27 protein-coding genes and 2 pseudogenes are annotated in these 24,765 nt (G+C 70.5%); 16 read left to right on the top strand and 13 right to left on the bottom strand.

The annotated features are described in order from the left end of the window. Positions 1-15 precede the first annotated feature (15 nt). Positions 16-429 carry an ATP-binding protein gene (locus ACZ6TU_RS00340; RefSeq protein ID WP_003992877.1) on the bottom strand — a complete coding sequence of 138 codons (414 nt, stop codon included), beginning with the start codon at positions 427-429 and terminating at the stop codon, positions 16-18. Between the two features lie 260 nt (positions 430-689). Then, a complete protein-coding gene (locus ACZ6TU_RS00335) occupies positions 690-950 on the bottom strand; it encodes a UBP-type zinc finger domain-containing protein (protein WP_469545596.1) in 261 nt (86 codons plus the stop codon). A 62-nt stretch (positions 951-1,012) separates the two neighbouring features. On the opposite strand from ACZ6TU_RS00335, the gene ACZ6TU_RS00330 reads away from it, so the two are divergent. Continuing rightward, positions 1,013-2,611 carry a Na+/H+ antiporter gene (locus ACZ6TU_RS00330; protein WP_467678975.1) on the top strand — a complete coding sequence of 533 codons (1,599 nt, stop codon included), beginning with the start codon at positions 1,013-1,015 and terminating at the stop codon, positions 2,609-2,611. Between the two features lie 39 nt (positions 2,612-2,650). Here the strand turns inward: ACZ6TU_RS00330 and ACZ6TU_RS00325 are convergent, their stop codons facing one another. Together ACZ6TU_RS00325 and ACZ6TU_RS00320 are read right to left on the bottom strand one after the other, a co-directional pair. After that, a complete protein-coding gene (locus ACZ6TU_RS00325; protein WP_467678977.1) occupies positions 2,651-3,559 on the bottom strand; it encodes a 1-aminocyclopropane-1-carboxylate deaminase/D-cysteine desulfhydrase in 909 nt (302 codons plus the stop codon). A gap of 10 nt (positions 3,560-3,569) precedes the next feature. Next, complete coding sequence (locus tag ACZ6TU_RS00320) at positions 3,570-4,034, bottom strand: DUF6010 family protein (protein WP_467678978.1); 465 nt, start codon at positions 4,032-4,034, stop codon at positions 3,570-3,572. A gap of 291 nt (positions 4,035-4,325) precedes the next feature. On the opposite strand from ACZ6TU_RS00320, the gene ACZ6TU_RS00315 reads away from it, so the two are divergent. The 3 genes from ACZ6TU_RS00315 (at position 4,326) to ACZ6TU_RS00305 (ending at position 7,951) form a co-directional block, all read left to right on the top strand. After that, on the top strand, positions 4,326-5,735 hold the full coding sequence (locus ACZ6TU_RS00315; protein ID WP_467678980.1) for a family 2B encapsulin nanocompartment shell protein: 1,410 nt from the start codon (positions 4,326-4,328) through the stop codon (positions 5,733-5,735). A gap of 111 nt (positions 5,736-5,846) precedes the next feature. Then, the gene (locus ACZ6TU_RS00310) at positions 5,847-7,016 is read left to right on the top strand and encodes a family 2 encapsulin nanocompartment cargo protein polyprenyl transferase (RefSeq protein ID WP_469545590.1); all 1,170 of its coding nucleotides are present in this window, start codon (positions 5,847-5,849) and stop codon (positions 7,014-7,016) included. 329 nt (positions 7,017-7,345) lie between these two features. Further along, positions 7,346-7,951, top strand: a complete 606-nt coding sequence (locus ACZ6TU_RS00305; RefSeq protein WP_467678984.1) for a GNAT family N-acetyltransferase — start codon at positions 7,346-7,348, stop codon at positions 7,949-7,951. Here the strand turns inward: ACZ6TU_RS00305 and ACZ6TU_RS00300 are convergent. Continuing rightward, complete coding sequence (locus tag ACZ6TU_RS00300; protein ID WP_469545587.1) at positions 7,948-8,562, bottom strand: TetR/AcrR family transcriptional regulator; 615 nt, start codon at positions 8,560-8,562, stop codon at positions 7,948-7,950. The two genes, ACZ6TU_RS00305 and ACZ6TU_RS00300, sit on opposite strands and share 4 nt — an antisense overlap. Before the next feature lie 112 nt (positions 8,563-8,674). Between ACZ6TU_RS00300 and ACZ6TU_RS00295 the strand changes: the two genes are divergently transcribed. The 4 genes from ACZ6TU_RS00295 to ACZ6TU_RS00280 all read left to right on the top strand — a co-directional run bounded on the left by ACZ6TU_RS00295 (position 8,675) and on the right by ACZ6TU_RS00280 (position 11,021). Further along, complete coding sequence (locus ACZ6TU_RS00295; protein WP_467678988.1) at positions 8,675-9,259, top strand: dihydrofolate reductase family protein; 585 nt, start codon at positions 8,675-8,677, stop codon at positions 9,257-9,259. Between the two features lie 368 nt (positions 9,260-9,627). After that, a complete protein-coding gene (locus tag ACZ6TU_RS00290) occupies positions 9,628-10,041 on the top strand; it encodes a YciI family protein (RefSeq protein WP_469545584.1) in 414 nt (137 codons plus the stop codon). Between the two features lie 34 nt (positions 10,042-10,075). After that, positions 10,076-10,306: a hypothetical protein gene (locus tag ACZ6TU_RS00285; protein ID WP_469545581.1), complete on the top strand. Its 231-nt coding sequence runs from the start codon at positions 10,076-10,078 to the stop codon at positions 10,304-10,306. 484 nt (positions 10,307-10,790) lie between these two features. After that, positions 10,791-11,021 carry a hypothetical protein gene (locus tag ACZ6TU_RS00280; protein WP_467678992.1) on the top strand — a complete coding sequence of 77 codons (231 nt, stop codon included), beginning with the start codon at positions 10,791-10,793 and terminating at the stop codon, positions 11,019-11,021. Here ACZ6TU_RS00280 and ACZ6TU_RS00275 read toward each other — a convergent pair. Beyond that, positions 11,018-11,752, bottom strand: coding sequence for a VOC family protein (locus ACZ6TU_RS00275; RefSeq protein WP_469545578.1), 735 nt, complete (start codon positions 11,750-11,752; stop codon positions 11,018-11,020). The two genes, ACZ6TU_RS00280 and ACZ6TU_RS00275, sit on opposite strands and share 4 nt — an antisense overlap. A gap of 104 nt (positions 11,753-11,856) precedes the next feature. On the opposite strand from ACZ6TU_RS00275, the gene ACZ6TU_RS00270 reads away from it, so the two are divergent. Next, positions 11,857-13,011 carry an inorganic phosphate transporter gene (locus ACZ6TU_RS00270; protein ID WP_467678996.1) on the top strand — a complete coding sequence of 385 codons (1,155 nt, stop codon included), beginning with the start codon at positions 11,857-11,859 and terminating at the stop codon, positions 13,009-13,011. Between the two features lie 15 nt (positions 13,012-13,026). Then, the gene (locus ACZ6TU_RS00265) at positions 13,027-13,260 is read left to right on the top strand and encodes a hypothetical protein (protein ID WP_467678998.1); all 234 of its coding nucleotides are present in this window, start codon (positions 13,027-13,029) and stop codon (positions 13,258-13,260) included. A gap of 75 nt (positions 13,261-13,335) precedes the next feature. Here the strand turns inward: ACZ6TU_RS00265 and sodN are convergent, their stop codons facing one another. After that, positions 13,336-13,731 (bottom strand): superoxide dismutase, Ni, encoded by a 396-nt coding sequence (gene sodN / locus ACZ6TU_RS00260; protein ID WP_059416585.1) that lies wholly within the window; start codon positions 13,729-13,731, stop codon positions 13,336-13,338. Between sodN and sodX the strand changes: the two are divergent. Then, positions 13,619-14,128, top strand: a pseudogene (sodX, locus tag ACZ6TU_RS00255) (nickel-type superoxide dismutase maturation protease); the annotation flags it as partial. The gene sodN and the pseudogene sodX overlap by 113 nt on opposite strands. Before the next feature lie 65 nt (positions 14,129-14,193). On the opposite strand, the gene ACZ6TU_RS00250 reads toward sodX, so the two are convergent. Further along, a complete protein-coding gene (locus tag ACZ6TU_RS00250) occupies positions 14,194-14,847 on the bottom strand; it encodes a CGNR zinc finger domain-containing protein (protein ID WP_467679000.1) in 654 nt (217 codons plus the stop codon). 89 nt (positions 14,848-14,936) lie between these two features. On the opposite strand from ACZ6TU_RS00250, the pseudogene ACZ6TU_RS00245 reads away from it, so the two are divergent. Beyond that, positions 14,937-15,705: pseudogene (locus ACZ6TU_RS00245) on the top strand (class I SAM-dependent methyltransferase). 55 nt (positions 15,706-15,760) lie between these two features. Here the strand turns inward: ACZ6TU_RS00245 and ACZ6TU_RS00240 are convergent. From ACZ6TU_RS00240 to ACZ6TU_RS00230, 3 genes are read right to left on the bottom strand one after another with little or no spacing between them, the layout of a single operon-like run. Continuing rightward, positions 15,761-16,522 (bottom strand): amino acid ABC transporter ATP-binding protein, encoded by a 762-nt coding sequence (locus tag ACZ6TU_RS00240; protein ID WP_467679003.1) that lies wholly within the window; start codon positions 16,520-16,522, stop codon positions 15,761-15,763. Further along, positions 16,519-17,466: an amino acid ABC transporter permease gene (locus ACZ6TU_RS00235; RefSeq protein WP_467679005.1), complete on the bottom strand. Its 948-nt coding sequence runs from the start codon at positions 17,464-17,466 to the stop codon at positions 16,519-16,521. Before ACZ6TU_RS00235 ends, ACZ6TU_RS00240 begins: the two co-directional genes overlap by 4 nt. A 30-nt stretch (positions 17,467-17,496) precedes the next feature. Beyond that, positions 17,497-18,456: an ABC transporter substrate-binding protein gene (locus ACZ6TU_RS00230; protein ID WP_469545571.1), complete on the bottom strand. Its 960-nt coding sequence runs from the start codon at positions 18,454-18,456 to the stop codon at positions 17,497-17,499. 623 nt (positions 18,457-19,079) lie between these two features. Here ACZ6TU_RS00230 and ACZ6TU_RS00225 point away from each other — a divergent pair. The 4 genes from ACZ6TU_RS00225 to ACZ6TU_RS00210 all read left to right on the top strand — a co-directional run bounded on the left by ACZ6TU_RS00225 (position 19,080) and on the right by ACZ6TU_RS00210 (position 22,685). Beyond that, positions 19,080-20,312 (top strand): NAD(P)-dependent malic enzyme, encoded by a 1,233-nt coding sequence (locus ACZ6TU_RS00225; protein WP_059416591.1) that lies wholly within the window; start codon positions 19,080-19,082, stop codon positions 20,310-20,312. A gap of 523 nt (positions 20,313-20,835) precedes the next feature. Next, complete coding sequence (locus ACZ6TU_RS00220) at positions 20,836-21,801, top strand: zinc-binding dehydrogenase (protein WP_467679008.1); 966 nt, start codon at positions 20,836-20,838, stop codon at positions 21,799-21,801. A gap of 99 nt (positions 21,802-21,900) precedes the next feature. Beyond that, positions 21,901-22,110, top strand: a complete 210-nt coding sequence (locus tag ACZ6TU_RS00215) for an HTH domain-containing protein (RefSeq protein ID WP_467679010.1) — start codon at positions 21,901-21,903, stop codon at positions 22,108-22,110. After that, positions 22,110-22,685, top strand: a complete 576-nt coding sequence (locus ACZ6TU_RS00210; RefSeq protein WP_467679012.1) for a Clp protease N-terminal domain-containing protein — start codon at positions 22,110-22,112, stop codon at positions 22,683-22,685. Before ACZ6TU_RS00215 ends, ACZ6TU_RS00210 begins: the two co-directional genes overlap by 1 nt. Before the next feature lie 19 nt (positions 22,686-22,704). Here ACZ6TU_RS00210 and ACZ6TU_RS00205 read toward each other — a convergent pair whose 3' ends face one another. Both ACZ6TU_RS00205 and ACZ6TU_RS00200 read right to left on the bottom strand, forming a co-directional pair. Further along, positions 22,705-23,760: a PadR family transcriptional regulator gene (locus ACZ6TU_RS00205; protein WP_467679014.1), complete on the bottom strand. Its 1,056-nt coding sequence runs from the start codon at positions 23,758-23,760 to the stop codon at positions 22,705-22,707. A gap of 1 nt (position 23,761) precedes the next feature. Then, complete coding sequence (locus ACZ6TU_RS00200; protein ID WP_467679016.1) at positions 23,762-24,733, bottom strand: DUF4097 family beta strand repeat-containing protein; 972 nt, start codon at positions 24,731-24,733, stop codon at positions 23,762-23,764. Positions 24,734-24,765: the final 32 nt, after the last annotated feature.

Raw genomic sequence — 24,765 nt, 5'->3', positions numbered from 1 at the left:
GCCCGTCCTCTTTCCTCACGCCGGCCCGGGTCCCGCGCCGCGCTGTTTGTAGAGGCTGATCGAAACGGTCTTGTCCTTGTCCACGGCGGAGGAGACCTTGCCCGCGAGAGCGGACAGGACGGTCCAGGCGAAGGTGTCCCGCGAGGGGGCATGACCATCCGTGGTCGGCGCCGAGACGGTGACCTCGAGTGAGTCGTCGACGAGGCGGAAGACACAGCTGAGTACGGAGCCGGGCACGGCCTGCTGAAGCAGGATCGCGCAGGCCTCGTCCACCGCGATGCGCAGGTCCTCGATCTCGTCGAGGGTGAAGTCCAAACGGGCCGCGAGACCGGCCGTGGCCGTACGCAGCACCGACAGGTAGGCACCCGCGGCCGGCAGCCGGACTTCCACGAAGTCCTGAGTCGCGGGCTCGCCTGCGATCTGGGACACCCTCACCTCCATGGTGGTACAAGTGTTTCAGGGCCGAGGGTCGCCCCCCGGGGTAACGCGATACATGGTTCAGCGGTGACGCTACCGCGCTCTCAACGGTCCTGTCCCCGGGACCCCAACCCCTTGCCGTCACTCACAGTAAACCTGTGGATACGCTCCGTGTCTAGAGGGTTGGCGAGCCCAAATGGGAAGAGCGTGCGCCGGGTTGACGTACCCAGACGTCAGACGGTCGAACCGTCCCACGCCGGGGTCCTGTCGAGTCACACCAGGACATGATCGACGAAGCACCAGCGCCAAGTCTCCCCGGGCTCATGGGTCCGCATCACGGGATGCCCGGACTCCTTGTGGTGCTCCGCCGCGTGCCGCCCCGACGAGGAGTCGCAGCAGCCGACGTGACCGCAGCTCAGACACAGCCGTAGTTGCACCGGATCCATGCCCTCCGCCAGGCACTCCGGACACGTCTCGCTGAGCGGGACGGGTTCGGGGTGGGGCAGCGCCCCGGCGTGCGTGCACTGTTTCATGATTGCCAGGTTACGACGGTCGCGCGGAAGACCGCGTCGAAAAATGAGGGCGGGCGAGAACGATGGACGTGATGCCACTGCTGTTGCTGGTGGCGGGCAGCGCCGCGATCGCCGCGGTGGCCAGGCGCACACCGGTGCCGGCGCCACTGCTGCTGGTGGCGGTCGGGCTGGCGGTCAGTTCCGTCCCCGGGGTGCCGGACTACACTCTCGACCCGCACATCGTCCTGCCGCTCCTCCTGCCCCCGCTGCTGCACACGGCCGCCACCGACAGCTCGTACCTCGACCTGCGGGCGCAGCTGCGGCCGGTCGCGCTGCTGTCCGTCGGGTACGTGCTGTTCGCGACCTTCGTCGTCGGCTGGGCCCTGTACCAGATCGTGCCGGACCTGCCGCTCACCGCGGCGCTGGTCTTCGGCGCGGTGGTGGCGCCGCCGGACGCGGTCGCGGCGACGGCCGTGGCCCGCCGGGTCGGACTGCCGTCGCGGATCACCACGATCCTCCAGGGCGAGTCCCTGCTGAACGACGCCACCGCGATCACCGCCTACCGGGTGGCCCTGGCCGCCGCCGTCGGCGAGGGCGCGACCTGGGCCGGGGGCATCGGCGAGTTCCTGCTCGCGGCGGTCGGCGGCGTCGTGGTCGGGCTCGTGCTGATGGCGCCGATCCACTGGCTGCGCACGCACGTGAAGGAGGCGCTGTTCCAGAACACGCTCTCCCTGCTGACCCCGTTCGTCGCGTACGCCGTCGCCGAGCAGGTGCACGCCTCCGGTGTCATCGCGGTCGTGGTCGTCGCGCTCTACCTGGGGCACCGCGCGTGGGAGGTCGACTTCGCCACGCGTCTGCAGGAGGAGGCGGTGTGGAAGATGGTCGCCTTCGTCCTGGAGTCGGCGGTGTTCGCGCTGATCGGACTCCAGCTGCCGGTGGTGCTGAGGGGCCTCGGGGAGTACGAGGGGGTCCTGGCCGCCTGGTACGCGGTCGCCGTCTTCCTGGTGGTCGTCGCGGCCCGGTTCGCGTGGGTGTACCCGGCGACCTTCCTGCCGCGGCTGCTGTCGGCCCGGATCCGGGAGCGGGAGGCGACTCCGACCTGGAAGGGGCCGTTCGTCGTCGCGTGGGCCGGTATGCGGGGCGTGGTCTCGCTCGCCATCGCCTTCTCGATCCCGCTCACCCTGCACGACGGCGAGGAGCCCTTCCCGCACCGCAACCTCATCCTCTTCCTGACCTTCACGACGGTCATCGGGACACTGGTCGTGCAGGGGCTGACCCTGCCCCCGCTGATCCGGTTGCTGAAGTTCCCCGGGCGGGACACACAGGCCGAGACACTGGCCGAGGCCAACGCCCAGGCGCAGGCCTCCCGGGCCGCCGAGCGGCGCCTGGACGAACTCCTCACCGACGAGCGCAACGCCCTGCCCGCGCCGCTCGCCGACCGGCTCCGCACCGTCCTGGAGCGCCGCCGCAACGCCGTCTGGGAACGGCTCGGGCAGTCCAACCCGGTCACCGGGGAATCCGTCGACGACGCCTACCGGCGGCTGTCGCGAGAAATGATCAGCGCCGAGCGCGAGGTGTTCGTCAAGCTCCGGGACGCCCGGTACATCGACGACGAGATGCTGCGGACCCTGCTGCGCAGGCTGGACCTGGAGGAGGCGGCGGCGTTCCGGGAGACGGCGTAAAGGTCGCAGGGGCGGACGGCGCGGACGCGCTGCCGGGCGTCACGGGAAGGGGCGGCCGGTGACCACGGCCGCCACTGTCGTCCCGCGCGGGAAGGCGCCTTCGCCGGCCAGGGCGACGAGCCCGTACAGCAGCTTGGCGACATACAGGCGTTCGACGGGCAGTCCGTGACGGTGCTCGAAGTCCGCGGCGAAGGAGTCGAGCTCGCCGGGCACGCGCGCGTAGCCGCCGAAGTGGAAGCGGTCGTCGAGGCTCCAGGTGCCGCGCGGGCCGCCGAAGGCCCGGTGCTGCAAGGCCCTGACGTCGGCGGCCAGGAAGCCGCCCTTGAGGACCGGGACACCCAGGGCACGTTGCCCAGGGGCGAGACCGGCCGCCAGCCCCGCCAGAGTGCCGCCGGTGCCGCAGGCGACGGCCACGACATCGGCCCGGCCGTGCAGTTCGGCGCCGAGCGCCCGGCAGCCGCGTACGGACTCCGCGTTGCTGCCGCCCTCGGGGACGACGTACGCCTCCTCGGCGTCCGCCGCGCGCAGGATCGCGGCCAGGGCCCGCGGCTCGGACTTGCGGCGGTACGTCGCCCTGTCGACGAAGTGCAGGCGCATGCCGTCGGCCGTGCAGCGGGTCAGTGAGGGGTTGAGGGGTCGGCCCGCCAGCTCCTCGCCGCGTACGACCCCGACCGTGGGGATGCCGAGCAGCCGGCCGACCGCGGCCGTGGCGCGCAGATGGTTGGAGTAGGCGCCGCCGAAGGTGACGACGGTACGGCCGGCCGCCGCCGCGAGGTTCGGTGCCAGCTTGCGCCACTTGTTGCCGATCAGCTCCGGGTGGATCAGGTCGTCCCGCTTCAGCACCAGCCGGACGCCGTGGCGCTCGAACCGGTCGTCCAGGACCTCCTGCACCGGCGAGGGCAGCCGGGGGCGCAGTGCGGCGAATCCGGAGGTTTCGGGGCTGGTCACCGGGCCATTGTCACCCGGGGGTGGGGGAGGGGGACTCGGGGCTGACGCCTTCCCGCGAGCCAGGGCCGGGCCGCGGCTGCCCGGACCGGCGGCGGTCACGTACGAGCTCGATGAGTGATGGGCCGCCGCGCAGGCACCAGAGGGCGATCACCGGGTCGCAGATCGCGCAGCCCAGGGAGGAGGTGTGGGCGAAGGGGATGATCGGGTTGCCCTTCATGTGGTGGACGATGTCCCACGCCGTGTGCAGCAGCCAGCCGATGCCGATCCAGGTCCACGACTCCAGGCCCCGGAAGGCGACGTAGGTGAGCAGCACGGTGAAGGGGAACTCCCAGCCGCCCATGCCGCCGCCGCTGAGGTACGCGGCGCCGGCGCCGCCGACCATGAGCGCGTTCAGGCGCCGCCGGTGCGGTTCGCGGACGAGGGACATCAACAGGGCGTAGAGGATGCCGATGCCGATCGGCGCGATGTACTGCATGGGTGAGCCGTCTCTGGAGTGGTTGGCAGGAACGGATCACCACGCTAGGTCCGGTTCCGCACGCTCCCCAGCGGCATTGTCGACAGGTTCCCACGGGTATTCGCCAGCCGCCCAGGGGCCGGTTCGTGCCGCCCGCAACGGGCGGAAAAGCGGGCCCCTGCCCAGTAGTACGAAGATCCATTCCCGCTCTTTCGTGTAATAGCACCGCGATGCTGCGTGAGGAAGGCTTGGGCGTGCACATCGATTCCCGAGGCATATGGGCGTCGGTCACAACTGGGAGGGCAGTTCTCTATGTCGGTAGGCGAAGAGGTCCGCACGGAGGAGGAGACCAAGCCGCAGCAGAGTCTCGGCACGGCGGCCGCGCGGAACCTGGCCACCACGACCAAGTCCGTGCCGCAGATGCAGGAGATCAGTTCCCGCTGGCTGCTGCGCATGCTGCCCTGGGTCGACATCCAGGGGGGTACGTACCGGGTGAACCGGCGGCTGACGTTCGCCGTCGGCGACGGCCGGATCACGTTCGTGAAGACCGGCGACCGCGTCGAGATCATCCCCGCGGAGCTGGGCGAACTGCCGGCCCTTCGGTCGTACGAGGACCAGGAGGTCCTCTCCGAGATCGCCCGGCGCTGCGAGCAGCGGGAGATCGCCGCGGGCGAGGTGATCGCCTCGTTCGGCAGCCAGTCCGACGAGGTGTACCTGCTGGCGCACGGCAGGGTGGAGAAGATCGGCACGGGCCCGTACGGCGACGACGAGTCCCTCGGGGTCCTCGCCGATGGCGCCTACCTCGGCGACGAGGCGCTGCTGGACGAGGACGCCATCTGGGAGTACACGGCCCGGGCGCTCACGGCGTGCACCGTGCTCGTCCTGACCCGCCAGGACGTCGAGCAGATCGCGGAGCGCTCGGACTCGCTGCGCGAGCACCTCCAGCAGCGCCGCTCGATTCCCGAGCAGCGCTCCAACAAGTACGGCGAGAAGGAGATCGACCTCGCCTCCGGCCACTCCGGCGAGCCGGACATCCCGCACACCTTCGTCGACTACGAGGCCAGGCCCCGTGAGTACGAACTGAGCGTCGCCCAGACCGTCCTGCGCATCCACACGCGCGTGGCCGACCTCTACAACCAGCCCATGAACCAGACCGAGCAGCAGGTCCGGCTGACGGTCGAGGCGCTGAAGGAGCGCCAGGAGCACGAGCTCATCAACAACCGCGACTTCGGTCTCCTGCACAACTGCGAGTACGAGCAGCGGATCCAGCCGCACGACGGCGTGCCCAGCCCGGACGACCTGGACGAGCTGCTCAGCAGGCGCCGCGGCACGAAACTGCTCCTCGCTCACCCGCGCGCGATCTCCGCGTTCGGCCGCGAGCTCAACAAGCGAGGGCTGGTCCCCGAGACCATCGACATGGCCGGCAACCGCATTCCCACCTGGCGCGGGGTGCCGATCTTCCCGTGCAACAAGATCCCGGTGACCCCGGAGCGGACGACGTCGATCATCGCCATGCGTACCGGCGAGAGCGACCAGGGCGTCATCGGCCTGCGGGCCTCCGGCATCCCGGACGAGATCGAGCCGAGCCTGTCGGTGCGCTTCATGGGCATCAACGAACAGGCCATCATCAAGTACCTGGTCACGGCCTACTACTCGGCCGCGGTCCTGGTACCGGACGCGCTCGGCGTCCTGGAGAACGTCGAGATCGGCCGCTGGCAGTGACGCTGCCGGTACGCCGGCCGTGTCCGCGCCCGGCAGCGCGGGTACACCCTCGGGGTACGCGCCCAGCGGCAGCGGAAGCGCCACCGTCCGCTCAGTTTCCGAGGCGGTCCCATGGGTGAGTCCCTTACGGAGTTCAGGACGGAGACGACGCTGCCCACCCCCGGTGGGCAGCACGGTACCGAGCCAGGGCGTGCGGCCGGAGCACCGGAAAGGCGGGAGCCCATCGGGACACAGCGGGACGGTCGGCCGGGACCGGCCGAGGGGCACGAGGCGGTCATGTTCCTGGAGCGGGCCCGGGCGGAGGTCGATCCGGTACTGCGGGACGTGCTCGGCTCGCTGCCCGGGCCGATGCGCCGGATCGCGCTCTACCACTTCGGCTGGGAACAGGCGGACGGCACACCGGCCGAGGGTGGCTCCGGCAAGGCGATCCGGCCGGCGCTCGTCCTCGCCGCGGCGGCCGCCCTGGGCGGACCCGAGGCACGGGGGGCGGCGGTCCGGGCGGCCGCGGCGGTGGAGCTGGTCCACAACTTCACGTTGCTGCACGACGACGTGATGGACCGGGACACCACTCGTCGGCACCGGCCCACCGCGTGGACCGTGTTCGGCGACTCCGACGCGATCCTCGCCGGGGACGCCCTTCAGGCGCTGGCCATGCGGCTGCTCGCCGAGGACCCGCATCCGGCGGCCCCGGCCGCCACCGCCCGGCTCGCGGACTGCGTGGTCGAGCTGTGCGCGGGACAGCACGCGGACACGGCCATGGAGCGGCGCGGTCCCGGCGAGATCACGCTCGACGAGGTGCTCGCCATGGCGGAGGCCAAGACCGGCGCGCTGCTGGGGAGCGCCTGTGCGATCGGCGGGCTGTACGCGGGAGCCGGGGACGCGGACGTGGCGGCGCTGGACGCGTTCGGCCGGGAGGCCGGGCTCGCCTTCCAGCTCATCGACGACGTCATCGGCATTTGGGGAGACCCGCGCCGCACCGGCAAGCCCGTCGGCGCGGACCTGGCCGCCCGCAAGAAGTCCCTGCCGGTCGTGGCGGCCTTCGTCTCCGGCACGCCGGCGGCCGCGGAACTCGCCGAACTGTACGCACGACCCAGCGAGAAGGAGGACCTCGACCACATCGCCCTGACCGTGGAGCGGGCGGGCGGCCGCGACTGGGCGCAGGACCAGGCGGCCGACCGGATGGCAGTGGCGATGCAGCAACTGGCACGCGCGGTGCCGGACCCGGAGTCGGCGGGCGGTCTGCTGGCCCTCGCCGAGTTCGTGACACGGCGCCGCAGTTGACGGCCGACGATGCGGAAATCGGCGGTCGGCAAGGGCCGGCGGTGCGGCAACCAGCCGCCGGCGGCATCTGACGGTCCTTCGGGTGACCGAAGGGCAGGACCCCGGAGTGCCGGGGCCGTGCGGCTCCTGACCCCGTACGGCTCCGGCCCTCCGGTCAGGCGGGCCCCGCACTGCCCCACGGTGTGCGGGGCCTGCCTCCTACTGCCGGTCATGACAGGCGCTTGGGGCAACTGCTCGATGAAATCCCGCCAAGTTCCCGCCCCGCTCGCCGGGCGGCTCCCAACCGCCCTACGATCAACGCCCGTCGGGACGAGCGAAGGGGCGGGGACATGGGCGTGGCGATCCGGACGGCGGGCGAGGGGGACCGGGAGCTGGTTGTCCGGCGGCTGGACGAGGCGTTCCAGAACGACCCCGTGAGCGGTTGGGTCTTCCCCGGGGTGGAGGACCGTCGTGCCAAGCATCCCGGGCTCATGGCCGCCTTCACGGACATCGTGCTCGAGGCCGGGCGCATCGAGCTCACCGAGGACGGTTCGGCCTGTGCGCTGTGGCTGTCCATGCCGGCCGACGACCATGACGGCGACGCCGAGGACGACGGTCCGGCCCAGGTGCGTCAGGCCGTCGACCCGGACAACGAACGCATCGAGACGATCGGCCGGCTGACCGCCGCCATCCACCCCTCCGGGCGGGCCCACGAGTACCTGTGGATGATCGGCGTGGCCCCCGGCCGCCAGGGCGAGGGCCTCGGCACGGCGCTCATCGAGTCGGCCCTCGACCGTTGCGACCGTGAGGGACTGCCCGCCTACCTGGAGGCGAGCAACGCCCGCAGCCGCAAGCTGTACGAGCGCCTCGGCTTCGAGCTCGCCGGCCCGGTGCTCGACCTCCCGGAGGACGGCCCGGCCATGTGGCCGATGTGGCGCGAGCCCCGCATCTCCTAGCCCGCGCTATCCTGTCGGGCTTCGTCCTCCGGCAGCACCGTCGCCACGATCCTCTCCACCAGCCCGTCCGGCACGCTCACCCCGGGCAGTACGTCCTCCAGGACGCCCGGCAGGGTCAGATGCTCCAGGAGCAGTCCCAGCATGGCCAGGTACAGCACGGCGACGGACTCGTCGCCGCCGGGCAGGCCGGCCGTTCGGTGGAAGTCCATGGCCTCCTCCAGGTCACCGCGCACCGACTTGGTGTAGGAGCTGAGCAGTTCGGGACGTCGGGTGGCCTCCAGGCGCAGCTCCATGAGGGCCAGATAGCCCGTGCGGTCGCGGGTCGCGCGGGCCATGAGGTCGTACATGAAGGCCGTGACCAGTGAGCGGTCCTTGGGGCGGGTCATCAGCTCGGCGATCACGTCGGGGTCGGGCGCGAGCCGTACGTGCAGCCGGGTGTCGATCTGGCGCAGCAGTTCGGCGCGGCCGGTGAAGTAGTTGGAGGCGGTGCCCACGGGCACGCCGGCCTCCGCGTCCACCGCGCGGAACGTCAGCCCGCGCGCTCCCTCGCGCGCGAGCACCTCGACGCCGGCGTCGACGAGCGCGGCCCGGCGCCCGGGATTGCTGACCATGCGGAGTCCCTTCTCCCACTTTTGGCGGTTCACGGATATTGCCTTGCAACCACTACATCAGGAGTACTACAACTGAAGTTGTTGCATCGGCAGCCTACGAAAAGAGACCGGCTTGCGAAAGCTCACGTACTTCATCGCCTGTTCCATCGACGGCTTCATCGGCGACCCGGGCGGAGACGCGACGTCGATGCTCCGCTTCCTCGACGAGGAGTTCCTCGCCTTCCTGAAGGCGGAGTATCCGGAGACCGCGGCCACCCAGGGCCGCCGGGCCCTCGGCTTCGACGGCCTGCCGAACAAGCGGTTCGACACCATCGTTCAGGGCCGCGGCAGCTACGACCTCGCCCTGGCGGGGGGCGTCACCAGCCCGTACGCCCACCTGCGCGAGTACGTCGCCTCCAGCACGCTGAAGGAGTCGCCCGACCCGAACGTCGGGATCATCGCGGGTGACCTGGTCGGAAAGGTCCGCGAACTGAAGGCCGAGGACAGCGAGTTCGGCATCTACCTGTGCGGCGGCTCCAGGATCGCGGGCGAACTGCTCGACGAGATCGACGAGCTCGTGATCAAGACGTACCCGCTCGTGTACGGCACGGGCATGCCGATGTTCGGCTCCGGTTTCGCGATCTCGGAGTTCGCTCTGGAGTCGGTGCGTACCTTCGGCAACGGCATCCTGGTGCGCACATACAGCAGGAAGCGCTGAGGCCCCGACCGGCCTACCCTGAGGACATGGGCAGCGAAGGACACGTCTGTCCGACCTGCGGACAGCCAGTGGAAACAGTCGTCCGGCGCCACAAGACGCTGGGCGCGTGGGTCCCCCTGTGGGTGGCGGGCCCCTGTCGCGACCCCGAGTGCGCGGCCTATGAAGCGGAAGGCGCCGAGGGGGGTCACGTCGCCGACCAGCCCCGATCCGCCGAGGACATCGCCTCACCTGCGTCGACCCCGCCCGAAGACGCCCCCGGGGGAACCGTCGTGGAAAATCGCTGAGCTCGTGTCGAGAATCCCGGCCCGGCTCCGACGTCCCGTGTGAGAGCCGCCCACCAGGGCGGTGAGAGCCGAAGGAGCGGACTGATGAAGTACCTGGTCATGGTGCAGGGCACGCAGGCGGACTACGAAGCCATGCGCGGCAAGTCGTCGGCGAACTCCCCCGCCTGGAGCGAGGAGGAGCTCCAGGCCATGTTCGCCTACATGGGCGCCATCAACGACGACCTCTCCGATACGGGAGAACTCGTCGACGGGCAGGGCCTGGCCGAGCCGGCGCAGACCCGGCACGTCACTCTCGGTGACGATGGGAACGCGGTGATCACCGACGCCCCGTACCGCGATACCAAGGAGCTGCTGGCCGGCTACTGGGTCCTGGAGTGCGAGAGCCTGGAGCGGGTCACCGAGATCGCCGAGCGTGTCGCCCGATGCCCCCAGCCGGCCGGCGCCCCCGACTACCCGGTCGTGATCCGTCCGATCATGGACGGCTCCGGGGACATCTGAGGGCCGGGCTGCGCAGACGGACGCGCCGGTCAGGGTGCCCGGCAATCCACGTGGCCGGCCGATCAAGGTCGCCTCGCCGCTCTTCCTGTGCTGCCGTCCGGACCTGACGCCGCCCGCCCAGATCGCGCTCAGGCTGCGCGCCGTCGGCGGTCTGACCACGGCGGAGATCGCCCGCGCCTATCCGGTGCCGGAGGCCACGATGGCGATGGGGTACCACCTGTCCGAGCGAAGCCGAGAACCTGAGGTCCGTCCTCCAGCGCCGTGACCTCGCGGGCCAGGCCGTACGCCTGACCCGCACGGTCCACCGGCCGCTCCCCGACGACTGCGAGGTGACCGGCCTGCTGGTCACCGAGGCGCTGTCCCGGGGCCGGCCCGGGCCGGCCAACCTCGTGCCGCGATCGCCGCCGTCCACGACGAGGCAACCTCGCCCGAGGTGACGGACTGGGCCGAGATCCTGGGCCTGTACGACGTCCTCGTCCGCATGGCCCCCGGCCCGGTCGAACGCCTCGACCGCGCGGCAGCCGTCGCCATGGTCCACGGCCCTCGCACGGGCCTGGCCGAACTGGACGCCCTGGCAGGCGAGTTGAAGGGACACCACCTGGATACCTACGAGGCCCCTCCTGGAGCGCGCGGGCGAGCCGGAAGCCGCTCGCGCCGCCTGCGAGTCGGCGGCCGCCCAGACCCTCAGTCTGTCCGAGCAGCGCCACCTCAGGCGCGGGCGGCGCGGTGGAACGGCTAGCGTGTGAGGCATGGACATGGCGGGGGAGCGGCGGCGCAAGGTGTGGCGCCGGGTGATGATCGTGTGGGCGCTGGTCGTGGTCGTCGCGGGCGGGCTGACGCTGTGGATGCAGGACTCGACGGAGCCGCGGGGGCCGTACGTCTGGGAGCAGGCGAACCCCGACGAGACACCGGACCTGCCGCCCTGCCCGACGCCCGAGGGCGGCGGGGCCGCCCTGTGCGCGTATGCCGAGTCGGATTAGACGCGCAGCCCGCCCGTCTCCGGATCCCGGGTCGTCAGGCAGTACGTGCCGCCCGCCGGGTCGCGCATCACCGTCCAGCCCGGGAAGTCGGCCACGAACACGGCCCCGAGTTCCTCGTGCCACGCCCGGGTCGCCGCGGCGTCCGCGCAGGCGAGGTCGAGGTGGGCGGAGGCCGGGTGTTCCTCGTCGAGGCGTTGCAGGAGCAGGCGAACCGGCAGGCCGGGCGGCGGCTCGACCACGTGGAACTCCGGGAGCGAACCGGGCCGTGACGTCCAGTCGGCCAGCAGGCCGCTCCAGAAGGCGACTTCGGCGTCGTAGGCGGACGGCGGCACGTCCACGCACACCTGGTCGAGGCGGCTGCCCCGCACCACTCCCGGCCGCGACGATTGCCCGCGCCAAGGGTCCGCGCAGAACAACTGCCCGCCGGGCGACCGCAGCACTACGAGCGACCCGAGGTCGGCCACCACGTTCGCGCCGAGCCGCGTCGCCGAGTCGGCGAACTCCCTTACGTCGTCCACACAGAAGTCGAGATGCGCACCGCCGTCCCCCGACCGCACCGCCTGGGCCTTCAGGCAGGCGTCCGCGTCGTCCGGGACCAGCGTGACGAACTCGGAGTGTTCTCCGCGCAGTTCGGAGAGCCGGGTGTCCGTGACCGCCGTCCAGAAGTCGCAGGCGGTGGCGAAGGCCTCATGTGGGCGGTCGATGAAGGCGTACGTCCAGTGGATCCTCATGGGCGTGATCGTAGAGGGCGACGTCGCCGCCGCCCGCGTGAACCTTGACCAGCCTTTGCCTCGCCGTTCCCCGCGTATTGGCCTGCTCTTGTTTGCATTCAGGAATGGACCACATCACGTTCCTCGTGGCGGTCGTCATCGTGACGGCACTCGCCTTCGACTTCACCAACGGATTCCACGACACGGCGAACGCGATGGCCACGTCCATCGCCACCGGCGCACTCGCTCCCCGCACGGCGGTCCTGATCAGCGGTGTCCTCAACGTGGCCGGTGCCTTTCTGTCCACCGAGGTCGCCAAGACCGTCTCGAGCGGCATCGTGGACGACGCCCTCGTCACCCCGGGGATGATCTTCGCAGGCCTGGTCGGGGCGATCCTGTGGAACCTGCTGACGTGGCTGCTCGGACTGCCGTCGAGTTCCTCGCACGCCCTGTTCGGCGGGCTGATCGGGGCCGTGTGGGTCGGGGCGGGCAGCTACGGCGTCGACTTCGACAAGGTCGTCGAGAAGGTGCTGGTGCCGGCGGTGGCCTCGCCGGTCGTGGCCGGTGTCGCCGCGCTGCTGGCCACCCACCTCGCCTACCGGCTCACCGGCCGCGCCCGCAAGGACTCCGTGACCAAGGGCTTCCGGATCGGTCAGATCGCCTCGGCCTCGCTGGTCTCCCTCGCCCACGGCACGAACGACGCGCAGAAGACGATGGGCGTCATCACCCTCACCCTGATCTCGGCCGGCGCGCTCGGCCACGACGCCGGACCGCCCCTGTGGGTGATCGCGTCCGCGGGCCTCGCCATCGGCCTCGGCACGTATCTCGGCGGCTGGCGCATCATCCGCACCATGGGCAAGGGCCTCACCGACATCCAGTCGCCGCAGGGCTTCGCCGCCGAGACCGCCTCCACCACCGTCATCCTGGCCTCCGCGCACCTCGGCTTCGCCCTGTCCACCACCCAGGTCGCCTCGGGCAGCATCCTCGGCGCGGGGCTCGGCCGCAGGCTCGCGGAGGTCCGCTGGGGCGTCGCGGGCCGCATGGCGGTCGCGTGGCTGATCACGCTGCCCGCCGCCGCGCTGGTCGGCGGCCTGGCCGCGAGCGTGGTCCAGAGCGGCGGCGACCTCGGTACGGCGGTCGTCGCCCTGGTCGGCGCGGCCCTCGCCGCGGGCATCGTGGTCGTCTCGCGCCGCAACCCGGTGCACGCGCACAACGTCAACGACGCGCAGCAGGTCACCATCAGCACCGAGCCGCCCGCCAAGGTCGGCACGGCCGCCTGAACGACGGGAGTCGACATGCATCTGGACTGGACCGCACTCGGCCAGGTCACCGCGGTGAGCATCGGCGTCACCGTCGCCGTGGTCGTCGTCTTCGCCCTCGGCGTCCTCGGCCTCGCCCCACTGGAGGGCGCCCGCGAACAGCGGGGCCGCACCTCCGCCCTCGGCCTCACCCAGGCGGCGCTGTGCTTCCTCGCCTGCGCGGCCGTGGTGGCGTACGGGATCTTTCTGATCGTCCCGCAGTTCCATTGACCGGCCCCGACGCCACCCACGACGAAGGGGCCCGGCCGGTTCTCCCGGCCGGGCCCCTTCGTCTGCCCGTGGACTTCAGGCCTTCTTGGTCTCCCAGAAGATCTTGTCGATCTGGGCGATGTAGTCCAGCGCCTTCTGGCCCGTCGCCGGGTCGGTCGAACCCTTGGCGGCCGAGAGGGCCTTGAGGGCGTCGTTGACCAGCTGGTGCAGCTCCGGGTACTTCTCGAAGTGCGGCGGCTTGAAGTAGTCACTCCACAGCACGGACACGTGGTGCTTCGCGAGCTCCGCGCGCTGCTCCTTGATGGTGGTGGCGCGCGCCTGGAAGTGCGGGTCGTCGTTGCCGGCCATCTTCTCCTGGATGGCCTTCACCGACTCCGCCTCGATGCGGGCCTGGGCAGGGTCGTACACACCGCAGGGAAGGTCACAGTGTGCGCTGACCTTGACCTTGGGGGCAAACAGGCGGGAAAGCATGGAGCGTTCCTTCCTCGTGATCGTCTTCTCACAGGGGACATTACTCCGTGAGGGACGGCTTTTCGCGAGTGCCCCCATGGGCTTAGGACAAAAGTCCGGGGTGAGACTGAGACTGGTGGACGAAGAACCGGGGAGGTGCCGGGTGATGCCGGAGCTGTCGCAGGAGTCCGAGCGGGGGAGGCCGGCCGCGCCCTTCGGGGTGGCCGAGGTGACCGGTCCGTCCATGGTGCCCACGCTGTACCACGGGGACCGGCTCCTGGTGCACTACGGGGCCCGGATCAAGCGCGGTGACGTCATCGTGCTGCGGCATCCCTTCCAGCAGGACCTGCTCGTCGTCAAGCGGATCGCCCAGCGGCGCGAGAACGGCTGGTGGGTGCTCGGGGACAACGCGTACGCCGGCGGCGACAGCACCGACTACGGCGTCGTGCCCGACGACCTCGTGCTGGGGCGGGTCCGGTTCCGCTACCGGCCGCTCAGGCCCGGCCGGCGTTCGCCCTGGGCGCTGCTGGGCTGGGCGCTGTCGGCCGCCAGGCCCGTCTTCTCGGGCAGGTGGGCGGCTTCGAGGCGTTTGCGGGCGCGGTAGGCCGCCACATTGGCGCGGGTCGCGCAGCGGTCGGAGCAGTAGCGCCGGGAGCGGTTGGTGGAGGTGTCCAGGTAGGCGTTGCGGCAGGGCGCGGCCTCGCACAGGCCGAGCCGGTCCACTCCGTACTCGGTCAGGTGGAACGCCAGGCCCATCGCCGCGATCGCCGCGTAGCCCGCGGTCGCGTTGGACGGGTGGTCCGCCAGATGCATGTGCCACAGGGGACGGCCGTCGTCGTCGCGGAAATCGTGCCCGGAGATCTGCGGGCTCACCGGGAACTCCAGCAGCAGTGAGTTCAGCAGGTCCACGGCGAGCGTCTCGTCGCCCTTGTCGGCCGCCTCGAAGACCGCGCGCAGCCGGGCCCGGACCGAGCGGAAGCGGGTGACGTCCGCGTCCGTGGTGCGGCGGGCCGCCGACTGGTTGGCGCCGAACAGCTCGCGGACCGCCTCGACCGACGTCAGGGTGTCCTTGCCCCGGGCCGGTTCCTCGGTGTTGACGAGGCGCACCGCATAGTCCGAGTAATAGGCCAGTTCCACTTGTAGTCCTTACGGAGGGGCTTTATTGTCGTGAGCGCGCACTTGTAACAGCTGATGGCGCTTCCAGGGTATTACGAGGGAGGGGTTCGATGACGGACGCCGACATCTCCACCACCACCGCCGACTGGCAGGCCTGGCAGAAGAGCTGGGACCGGCAGCAGGAGTGGTACCTGCCCGACCGCGAGGAGCGGTTCCGGATCATGCTCGACATGGTCGAGGCCCTCGTGGGCACCGCCCCGCGCGTGCTCGACCTCGCCTGCGGTACCGGGAGCATCACCGCCCGGCTGCTCGCCCGGTTCCCGGAGGCCACCAGCACCGGCGTCGACCTCGACCCGGCGCTCCTCGCCATCGCCCGGGGCACCTTCGCGGGGGACGAGCGGGTAAGCCTCGTCACCGCCGACCTCAAGGACCCCGACTGGCCGGCGAAGCTGCCGTACGACTCGTACGACGCCGTCCTGACCGCGACGGCCCTGCACTGGCTGCACCGGGAACCCCTCGCGGACCTCTACGGCCAGATCGCGGGAGTGGTCCGCGACGGCGGTGTCTTCATGAATGCGGACCACATGATCGACGAGACGACGCCCCGGATCAACGCCGCCGAGCAGGCACAGCGGCACGCACGCATGGATCAGGCCAAGCGGGACGGCATCCTCGACTGGTCGCAGTGGTGGCAGCTCGCCGCCAAGGACCCGGTCCTCGCGGAGCCCACGGCCCGGCGCTACGAGATCTACGGCGAGCACGCGGACGGCGACATGCCGTCCGCGGCGTGGCACGCGCATGCTGCGCGAGAAGGGGTTCGAGGAGGCCAGGCCGGTGTGGTGCTCGCCCTCGGACACCCTGCTGCTCGCCCTGAAGTAGCACGCCGAAGGGGGCGGTACGGAGTTCCCGTACCGCCCCCTCGCCGTGTGTGCAGTCAGAGCACCTTGGACAGGAACGACTTCGTCCGCTCGTGCTGCGGGTTCGTCAGCACCTCACGCGGGTGACCGGATTCGACCACCACACCGCCGTCCATGAAGACCAGGCTGTCGCCCACCTCGCGGGCGAAGCCCATCTCGTGGGTGACGACGATCATCGTCATGCCGGACTCGGCGAGGTCGCGCATGACGTCCAGGACGTCACCGACCAGCTCGGGGTCGAGCGCCGACGTCGGCTCGTCGAACAGCATCAGCTTCGGGTCCATGGCGAGGGCCCGGGCGATGGCGACGCGCTGCTGCTGGCCGCCGGAGAGCTGCGAGGGGTAGCTGCCCGCCTTGTCGGCCAGGCCCACCCGGTCCAGGAGCTCCAGGGCACGCTGCCGGGCCTGGCTCCTGCTCACGCCCTTGACCTGGACCGGTGCCTCCATGACGTTCTCTACGGATGTCATGTGCGGGAACAGGTTGAAGCGCTGGAAGACCATGCCGATGTCCCGGCGCTTGAGGGCGACCTCGCTGTCCTTCAGCTCGTAGAGCTTGTCGCCCTTCTGGCGGTAGCCGACCAGCTCCCCGTCCACGTACAGGCGGCCGGCGTTGACCTTCTCCAGGTGGTTGATGCACCTGAGGAAGGTCGACTTGCCGGAGCCGGAGGGGCCGATGAGGCAGAACACCTCGCCGGACTTCACCTCCAGATCGATGCCCTTGAGGACCTCGACGGGGCCGAAGCTCTTGTGGACGCCCTCGGCCTTGACCATGGCGGTCATGCGGTTCCTCCCGTCGACGCCGAGCGGTTGGACAGGGACAGCAGGTTGGCCTTGACCTTCTGGAACGGGGTGTCCGGGAGCGACCGGCTCGAACCACGCGCGTAGTACCGCTCCAGGTAGTACTGGCCGATGCTGAAGACCGAGGTCAGCAGCAGGTACCAGGCCGCCGCCAGGAACAGCATCTCGGCGGGGGCGCCGGAGGTCTGGCCGATGTCCTGGGCCACGCGGAACAACTCGGAGTACTGGACGACCGAGACCAGCGAGGTCGTCTTCAGCATGTTGATGACCTCGTTGCCCGTCGGCGGCACGATCACGCGCATCGCCTGCGGGATGACGATCCGGCGCAGCGTCTTGGAGTGGCTCATGCCCAGCGCGTGCGACGCCTCGGTCTGGCCCTCGTCGACCGAGAGCAGACCGGCCCGGCAGATCTCCGCCATGTACGCGGCCTCGTTGAGACCGAGGCCCAGCAGCGCCGTCAGGAACGGGGTCATGAAGTCCGACCACTCGTCCTTGTAGAGCGGCCCGAGGTTGATGTACTCGAAGACCAGGCCCAGGTTGAACCAGACCACCAGCTGCACCAGGACCGGCGTACCGCGGAAGAACCAGATGTAGAACCACGAGATCGCCGAGGTCACCGGGTTCTTCGACAGGCGCATCACGGCCAGCATGATGCCGCCGACGATGCCGATCACCATGGACAGGACGGTGATCAGGAGGGTCCTGCCCACACCCTGCAGGACACGGTCGTCGAAGAAGTAGTCCGGGATCGCGCCCCAGTTGATCTTGCCCTGGGAGAACGCGTAGACGACCCCGACCAGCAGGGCGATGGCGACGACGGCGGAGACGTACCGCCCGTAGTGCCGGACCGGGATGGCCTTGATGGCCTCCGGACCGGCCGGGGGCGTGTCGGACGGCCCCGTCGTCTTGTCGATGTCAACAGTCACGGGTGTTGCCTTTCAGTGCCGCTGCGCGCGTCACTTGCCGCCGGCGTTGATGGTGGCTTCCTTCACGGCGCCGTCCGTGACGCCCCACTTCTTGACGATCTTCTCGTACTCGCCGTTCTTGATGATCGCGTCCAGGGCCGCCTTGAGGGCGTCGCGGAGCTGCGTCTGGTTCTTGGCGACCGCGATGCCGTACGGAGCGGCCTGGACCTGCTCGCCGACCAGCTGGAAGTCCTTGCCGCCGCCGGAGGTCTTCACGGCGTACGCGGCGACCGGGAAGTCGGACGAGCCGGCGTCGGCACCGCCCGCGCGCAGGCGGGTCTGGGCCTGCTGGTCGTTGTCGAAGGGCTCGATGGCGATCTTCTTGCCGGCCGGGCACTTCTTCGCCTCGGCGTTGGCGAGCTCCTCGGAGACCGTGCCGCGCTGGAGCACGATCTTCTTGCCGCACAGGTCGGACCAGTTCTTGATGCCCTGGTCGTCGCCCTTCTTGGTGTAGATCGAGACACCGGCGGTGAAGTAGTCCACGAAGTCGACGCCCTCGCCGACCTTCTTGCCGGTCTTGGAGTCGATGCCCTCCTGACGCTCCTTGGAGTCGGTCATCGCGGACATCGCGATGTCGTACCGCTTGGAGCGCAGACCCGTGATCAGGGTGTCGAAGGTGCCGTTCTCGAACTGGAAGTCGACACCGAGCTGCTTGCCCATGGCGGCCGCGATGTCCGGGTCGATGCCGACCACCTTGCCGGAGCTGTCCTTGAACTCGACCGGCGCGTACGCGATGTCCGAACCGACCTTGATGACGCCCTTGTCACGGATCGACTGGGGCAGCTTGTCGGCGAGCGGGGCCGCGGACGTCGCGGTCTCGCTGTCCGAGCCGGTGTCCTTGGTCTGGTCACCGCATCCGGTGAGCATCAGCGCGCCTGCGACCGCGATCGCACCGACCGCTGCTAGCCGGGGGTGCGCGGCGGTCGTACGACGGGTGGAGCTTGCGGTCATGGTGGGTTCCTCCGGCGGATGGGTGGAGTTGCCGATGGGGCGGGCGCTGCCGATGGGTTCGGCAGTGCCGTGGACTGCCGACGGTGCCGGCAGTGCCGTGGGTCGACGAGAACACACGTCTTCGAGTGTCGCGACCTCGTGTGATTACGGCATCTTGCCATTCGGACTGCGCCATTCTGGGGGCCAGCCATGTCAAAATCGGATAACGGGCGACCCCCGAACCGCACCACTCCGGTACATCACGACCGGACCTTCTGCGGGAATCACTCCTTCCGGCCGGAAGATCTGCGGTATGTCCCGGGAATCCGATACGGGGACCGAAGGACTCGTCGCTGCTTGAGTGGTTGTCGAGGGCTTGTCCAGGCCTTGTCCCGATTTTGGACGAAGAGTCAGGCGACCGTGTGTGACCTTCGCGTTATGGACTCGTCGTCGGCGCCGTCCGTCCGGTAAGAAGGGTCTTTACACCCCTCATCCGGGGCTCAGGGCGCGTGTGCGGCGCGCCCGTCGCGTATGCGCCCGTACGTATCACGTACACAGCACGACCACGGCCGTACGCGGTCCCGCCCACACCTCACCAGGAGTGGCCACCCTCAAACCAATGAAGATTTAAGGGGTAAAACGAAGTGGCAGCGGAGATCGTCAATCCTCGCAGCGAGAGCACGACGGACCATACGGGTCACGAGGGCGGTGCGGAGCCCCTCGACTCCTTCGATCCGGCGTTCGCGCTCCACCGCGGCGGCAAGATGGCCGTGCAGGCCACGGTGCCCGTCCGTGACAAGGACGACCTGTCCCTGGCGTACACGCCCGGCGTCGCGAAGGTGTGCAGCGCGATCGCGGAGCAGCCGGAGCTCGTCCACGACTACACGTGGAAGTCGTCGGTCGTGGCCGTCGTGACGGACGGTACGGCCGTGCTGGGGCTCGGTGACATCGGGCCCGAGGCCTCCCTCCCGGTGATGGAGGGCAAGGCGATTCTGTTCAAGCAGTTCGGCGGCGTGGACGCGGTTCCGATCGCCCTGAACTGCACGGACGTCGACGAGATCGTCGAGACGGTGGTGCGGCTCGCGCCGTCGTTCGGCGGGGTCAATCTGGAAGACATCTCGGCGCCGCGGTGCTTCGAGATCGAGCGGAAGCTCCAGGAGCGGCTGGACATCCCCGTCTTCCACGACGACCAGCACGGTACGGCGGTGGTGACGCTGGCGGCCCTGCGGAACGCTGCGCGGCTGAGCAAGCGGGCGCTGGGGGATCTGCGGGCCGTCATCTCCGGCGCCGGTGCGGCGGGTGTCGCCATCGCGAAGATGCTGGTCGAGGCCGGGATCGGGGATGTCGCGGTGGCCGACCGCAAGGGTGTCGTGTCGGCGGACCGGGACGATCTGACGCCGGTGAAGCGGGAGCTGGCCGGGTTCACGAACAAGGCGGGCATCAGCGGGTCGCTGGAGGCGGCGCTGGCCGGGGCCGATGTGTTCATCGGGGTGTCCGGTGGGACGGTGCCGGAGGACGCGGTGGCGTCGATGGCCGAGGGGGCGTTCGTGTTCGCCATGGCGAACCCGAATCCCGAGGTGCATCCCGAGGTCGCGCACAAGTACGCGGCCGTGGTGGCTACCGGGCGGTCGGACTTCCCCAACCAGATCAACAACGTGCTGGCGTTTCCGGGGATCTTCGCGGGTGCCTTGCAGGTGCGGGCGTCGCGGATCACGGAGGGGATGAAGCTGGCTGCCGCGGAGGCGTTGGCGGGCGTGGTCGGGGACGACCTCGCGGCCGACTACGTCATCCCGTCGCCGTTCGACGAGCGGGTCGCGCCGGCGGTGACGGCCGCGGTGGCGGCGGCTGCGCGGGCTGAGGGTGTGGCTCGGCGCTGACGTTCGCCGGTGTTGTGAGGTGGCCCTGCCCTGGTGGTGGGGTCACTCTTTCTGCCTTCGGGTGCGGCTGTTCGTGTGGTGTGCGGGTGCCTCCGGCGGTTGGGCGGGGTGCCTGCGGGTGCCTCCGGCGGTTGGGTCGTATGCCTGCGGCGGCCTGTGCGGGTTCGGTGGGGGTGCGCGTGGCGCCTTCGCGGCGGCCCTGGGTCGGGGCCGTGTCGGGGGGTGTCCGTCCTCGGAACGGCGCGATGGGGTGGGGCGCCGACTGACTGTCCGTTGACGCGCCAACCGCTGCGGGCGGACACCCCCCGACACGTCCCCTTCTCGCCGTAGGCTGCGGGCCGGTGGTCCGCTAGCTGCGGGCAGTCGTGCCGCTGGGGCGGCACGGGTGAGTGCAGCGGCAGCCCGTTCCGCCGGGCTGCGGGCCCACCCGGCAGCGGTACCCACTCCGTGAGCCTGGCAAGAGGGTGTGTCTCACACGGGCCGGTGGTTCCCCGGGTCCGCTCGGGAACCTATCGTCAAGGTCATGTTCGCTGTCTACGCCGCCCGAATCGACCGCGACCAGCCACTGGCCGGCCTGGAGTTGGGAGAGCGTCCGGCTCCCGAGGCCCGCCCCGGCTGGAGCACCGTCACGGTCAAGGCCGCCTCCCTCAACCATCACGACCTGTGGTCCCTGCGCGGCGTCGGCCTCGCAGAGGACAAGCTGCCGATGATCCTCGGCTGTGACGCCGCCGGCGTCGACGAGGACGGCAACGAGGTCGTTCTGCACTCCGTGATCGGACAGAGCGGGCACGGCGTCGGCCCGAAGGAGCCCCGTTCCATCCTCACCGAGCGCTACCAGGGCACGTTCGCCGAGCAGGTCGCCGTGCCGACCTGGAACATCCTGCCCAAGCCCAAGGAGCTCTCCTTCGAGGAGGCCGCCTGTCTGCCCACGGCGTGGCTGACCGCGTACCGGATGCTGTTCACCAACGCGGGCGTCCGGCCCGGCGACTCCGTGCTCGTGCAGGGCGCCGGCGGTGGTGTCGCCACGGCCGCCATCGTGCTGGGGAAGGCGGCCGGCCTCCGGGTCTTCGCCACGAGCCGGGACGAGGCCAAGCGGAAGCGGGCCGTGGAGCTGGGGGCCGTGGAGGCACTGGAGTCGGGGGCGCGGCTGCCGCAGCGGGTCGATGCCGTGATCGAGACCGTCGGGGCCGCCACCTGGTCGCACTCCGTGAAGTCGCTGAAGCCAGGCGGCGCGCTCGTGATTTCCGGTGCCACCAGTGGTGACCGGCCCTCGCACGCCGAGCTGACCCGGATCTTCTTCCTGGAGCTCAAGGTCGTCGGGTCGACGATGGGCACCAAGGACGAGCTGGAGGATCTGCTCGCGTTCTGTGCCGCCACCGGTGTGCGGCCGGTCATCGACGAGGTGCTGCCCATGGACCGCGCCCGGGAGGGCTTCGAACGGCTGGCGTCCGGTGAGCAGTTCGGGAAGGTCGTGCTCACCAATCCCTAGTCCCTGCTGAATGTGCTGACGGCCGGTCCGGGTTCGGGCCGGCCGTTTGGTTTGTCAACTGGGGTTGACGAGAGCGTGGTGTCAACGTAGGTTGACGTCATGACCGAAGCAACCGATCTGGCCGAGCGGGCGGGCGACCGTGATCCACGGATCGGCCTGCGGGCCGTCGCCGCCCTGCGCAGGCTGCTGGAGCAACTGGAAGCCGTGCAGGTGCGCAACGCGCGCAATCAGGGCTGGTCGTGGCAGGAGATCGCCACCGAACTCGGTGTGAGCAGGCAGGCCGTGCACAAGAAGTACGGGAGGCATTGATGTTCGAGCGGTTCACGAAGGACGCCCGGAGCGTGGTCAAGGGCGCGTTCGAGTATGTGGAGGGCGGTGGTGGCGGGCGGGTCGTGGAGCCGGAGCATCTGTTGCTCGCGCTGCTCGACCGGGAGGGCAGCCGTGGCTCGTTCGCGCTCGCCGCTCTCGGGGTCGGTGAGCGGAGGGAGTCCGTGCGGCAGGCGCTGGCCGAGGCGCGGCGGCGGGCCGGGCTGTCGCAGGCCGAGACCGACGCGCTCGCCGGGCTCGGGATCGATGTGGAGGAGATCGTCGCCCGGGTGGAGGAGGCGCACGGGGCCGGCGCCATGTCCGGTGACCGGAAGGACAAGGGGTGGTGGTCGGGGCGGGCCGGGCGGGCCTCCTTCGGGCGCGGTGCCAAGGACGTTCTGGAGCGTTCCCTCAGGGTCGCTCTCGCTCAGCGGGACCGGCACATCGGTGACGAGCACATCCTGCTGGCCCTGACCATTCGCCCCGGTGTGCCGGCCGAGGTCCTCGCCGACCACGGGGTGACGTACGAGTCCCTGGTGCGGGTGCTGTACGGGGGCGGCGAGGCCAAGGCCGGGTGACGGGCGGGGCTCCGGCCGCCTACTTCTTCGGGGTGCGCAGCAGTGCTCCTATGTGGGCCGCCGCCGTCGACAGATGGCGGCGGGCGTCGCGCAGCTGGTCGGGGGTGACGCCGTGGTCGCGGGCCGCGTCGCGGATGTCGTCCCGGAAGCGGTCGAGCAGGCGGTCCAGGTCGCGGGCGGGGTCGCCGGTGGAGTCCGCGGCGTCCTCGTGCGCCCAGGCCGGTTCGTAGGCCGCCGGGAAGTCCTCGGCGGGCTGTGAGGGCGTCGGCTGCGAGGTCGGCTTGCCGGCACCGGTCCAGTCGAAGCCGAAGTCCTTGCCGTAGTCCTTGCCGAACTCGCCGACATCCTTGGCCAGTTCGCTCAGGCCCTCGCGCAGCCCCGTGGGCCAGTCACCGCGGGCGAAGTGGTCCTGGACCTGCTCCTGGACGCGGCGGGCGATGCGCTGCACCTGCTCCTGGGCCTGGGCGCGGGCCTGTTCCTGGGCCTCCTTCGCCTGGCGGCGGGCGCGCTGGGCGTCCTCGCGGGCGCGACGGCTCTCGTCCTTGGCGCGGCGGGCCTGTTCCTTCCACTCCTGCCTGGCACGCCGCATCTCCTCCTTGGCGACGCGCCAGGCCTCCTTGTCGCCGTACTGCCCGAAGTCCCCGAAGGGGGCGTCCTCCGCGGCACGGGGCCTGGTGCCGTTCTCCCGGCGGGCCTCGGTCGCGGCGGCGCGCATCTCGCGGCGCAGGTCGCCGGCGGCCCCGCGGACGTCGGCGCGGATCTCCGCCGCCAATTCCGCGACCGACTCCCGGATCTCCAGCTCCAGGTCGGCCAGTTCGCCGCTGCGATCGGCCAGTTCGGCGCGGCCCGCGTCCGTGATCGAGTACACCTTGCGGCCGCCCTCGGTGGTGTGGGTGACCAGGCCCTCGGCCTGCAGCTTGGCCAGGCGCGGGTAGACCGTGCCCGCCGACGGTGCGTACAGCCCCTGGAAGCGCTCTTCGAGGAGGCGGATCACCTCGTAGCCGTGCCGGGGAGCCTCGTCCAGCAGCTTCAGCAGGTAGAGGCGGAGGCGGCCGTGGGCGAAGACGGGGGGCATGTCAGAGCACCTTCTTGTCGGTCGTGCCGTCGGCCGGGACGCCGGCGTCGGTGGCGCCCCGGTCGGAGACGGAATTGTCTCCCGACCGGGCCTGCGAGTCGTCCTGCGGGTCGGCCGGCGAGCTGCCGGTGCCCGGCCGGGTGGCCCACGGCTCGTCGGGCTCGTGCTCCCTGGAGGGGCGGCGCAGCAGGGCGATCGAGCCGGAGACCGTCGTGGCTCGCAGCTTGCCGTTGCCCGCGCCCAGGCGGCCCGTGATCTTGTGGGCGCCCCACTGGCCGTGCACCCGCAGATCGTCGAAGGCGTTGGAGACCGCGCCGCTCGCCGTGTTCACCTCGACCTCCGCGTCCGCCGGGTCCGGCAGCCTGATCGCGATCTCGCCCGAGATGCTGGTCAGCCGCACGTCCGTGGGACCGTCCGGGTCGAGGTCGACGATCATGGAGCCACTGACCGAATCGGCCCGCACGGAGGAGCCGGAGCCCTCGATCACCGTGAGGTCGCCCGAGACGGAGTTGAACCGGAGGTCGCCGGTCACGTCCTGGGCCTCCACGCTCCCGGAGGCCGTGTCGGCGCGGACCGGGCCGGAGAGTCCCACGAGGGTCGTGTCGCCCGTGACGCCCTTCACCACCGCCGGCCCCTCGATCCCGGAGATCACGGCTGCCGCGCCGACCACCCCCACCTCCACCCGGGTGGAGGCCGGGACCGCCAGGGAGACCACCGCGCTGCGGCGCCGGCCCTTGCGGTCCAGCCACTTGAGGAAGCCCTTCCAGGGCAGGTCCTCGTAAACCACCGTGAGGGTCCCGCCCTGCTGGGTCACCACCAGGGGCGGTCCCTCGATCTCGGAGATCTCCAGGCGGGCGGGATCCTCGTCCGTGCCCACCACGTTCACCGCTCCGTTGACGAGGCGCACGTGAAGCTCGCTCACGGGCTCGTCGAAGGTGAGTTTCCTCGGCTCCGCGACAGACCACTCGGACATGGTGCAGACCTCCCCGACGTGACGCGCCATAT

The organism is Streptomyces sp. NPDC052064, assembly GCF_055585925.1.
This window is presented reverse-complemented; position numbering and strand designations above follow the sequence as displayed.

Excerpts from the sequence above, each read along its gene's own strand:
- ACZ6TU_RS00335 (WP_469545596.1), bottom strand. The coding sequence starts at position 950 with ATGAAACAGTGCACGCACGCCGGGGCGCTGCCCCACCCCGAACCCGTC.
- ACZ6TU_RS00330 (WP_467678975.1), top strand. The coding sequence starts at position 1,013 with ATGGACGTGATGCCACTGCTGTTGCTGGTGGCGGGCAGCGCCGCGATC.
- ACZ6TU_RS00320 (WP_467678978.1), bottom strand. The coding sequence starts at position 4,034 with ATGCAGTACATCGCGCCGATCGGCATCGGCATCCTCTACGCCCTGTTG.
- ACZ6TU_RS00315 (WP_467678980.1), top strand. The coding sequence starts at position 4,326 with ATGTCGGTAGGCGAAGAGGTCCGCACGGAGGAGGAGACCAAGCCGCAG.
- ACZ6TU_RS00310 (WP_469545590.1), top strand. The coding sequence starts at position 5,847 with ATGGGTGAGTCCCTTACGGAGTTCAGGACGGAGACGACGCTGCCCACC.
- ACZ6TU_RS00305 (WP_467678984.1), top strand. The coding sequence starts at position 7,346 with ATGGGCGTGGCGATCCGGACGGCGGGCGAGGGGGACCGGGAGCTGGTT.
- ACZ6TU_RS00300 (WP_469545587.1), bottom strand. The coding sequence starts at position 8,562 with ATGGTCAGCAATCCCGGGCGCCGGGCCGCGCTCGTCGACGCCGGCGTC.
- ACZ6TU_RS00290 (WP_469545584.1), top strand. The coding sequence starts at position 9,628 with ATGAAGTACCTGGTCATGGTGCAGGGCACGCAGGCGGACTACGAAGCC.
- ACZ6TU_RS00280 (WP_467678992.1), top strand. The coding sequence starts at position 10,791 with ATGGACATGGCGGGGGAGCGGCGGCGCAAGGTGTGGCGCCGGGTGATG.
- ACZ6TU_RS00275 (WP_469545578.1), bottom strand. The coding sequence starts at position 11,752 with ATGAGGATCCACTGGACGTACGCCTTCATCGACCGCCCACATGAGGCC.
- ACZ6TU_RS00270 (WP_467678996.1), top strand. The coding sequence starts at position 11,857 with ATGGACCACATCACGTTCCTCGTGGCGGTCGTCATCGTGACGGCACTC.
- ACZ6TU_RS00265 (WP_467678998.1), top strand. The coding sequence starts at position 13,027 with ATGCATCTGGACTGGACCGCACTCGGCCAGGTCACCGCGGTGAGCATC.
- sodN (WP_059416585.1), bottom strand. The coding sequence starts at position 13,731 with ATGCTTTCCCGCCTGTTTGCCCCCAAGGTCAAGGTCAGCGCACACTGT.
- ACZ6TU_RS00240 (WP_467679003.1), bottom strand. The coding sequence starts at position 16,522 with ATGACCGCCATGGTCAAGGCCGAGGGCGTCCACAAGAGCTTCGGCCCC.
- ACZ6TU_RS00230 (WP_469545571.1), bottom strand. The coding sequence starts at position 18,456 with ATGACCGCAAGCTCCACCCGTCGTACGACCGCCGCGCACCCCCGGCTA.
- ACZ6TU_RS00220 (WP_467679008.1), top strand. The coding sequence starts at position 20,836 with ATGTTCGCTGTCTACGCCGCCCGAATCGACCGCGACCAGCCACTGGCC.
- ACZ6TU_RS00215 (WP_467679010.1), top strand. The coding sequence starts at position 21,901 with ATGACCGAAGCAACCGATCTGGCCGAGCGGGCGGGCGACCGTGATCCA.
- ACZ6TU_RS00210 (WP_467679012.1), top strand. The coding sequence starts at position 22,110 with ATGTTCGAGCGGTTCACGAAGGACGCCCGGAGCGTGGTCAAGGGCGCG.
- ACZ6TU_RS00205 (WP_467679014.1), bottom strand. The coding sequence starts at position 23,760 with ATGCCCCCCGTCTTCGCCCACGGCCGCCTCCGCCTCTACCTGCTGAAG.
- ACZ6TU_RS00200 (WP_467679016.1), bottom strand. The coding sequence starts at position 24,733 with ATGTCCGAGTGGTCTGTCGCGGAGCCGAGGAAACTCACCTTCGACGAG.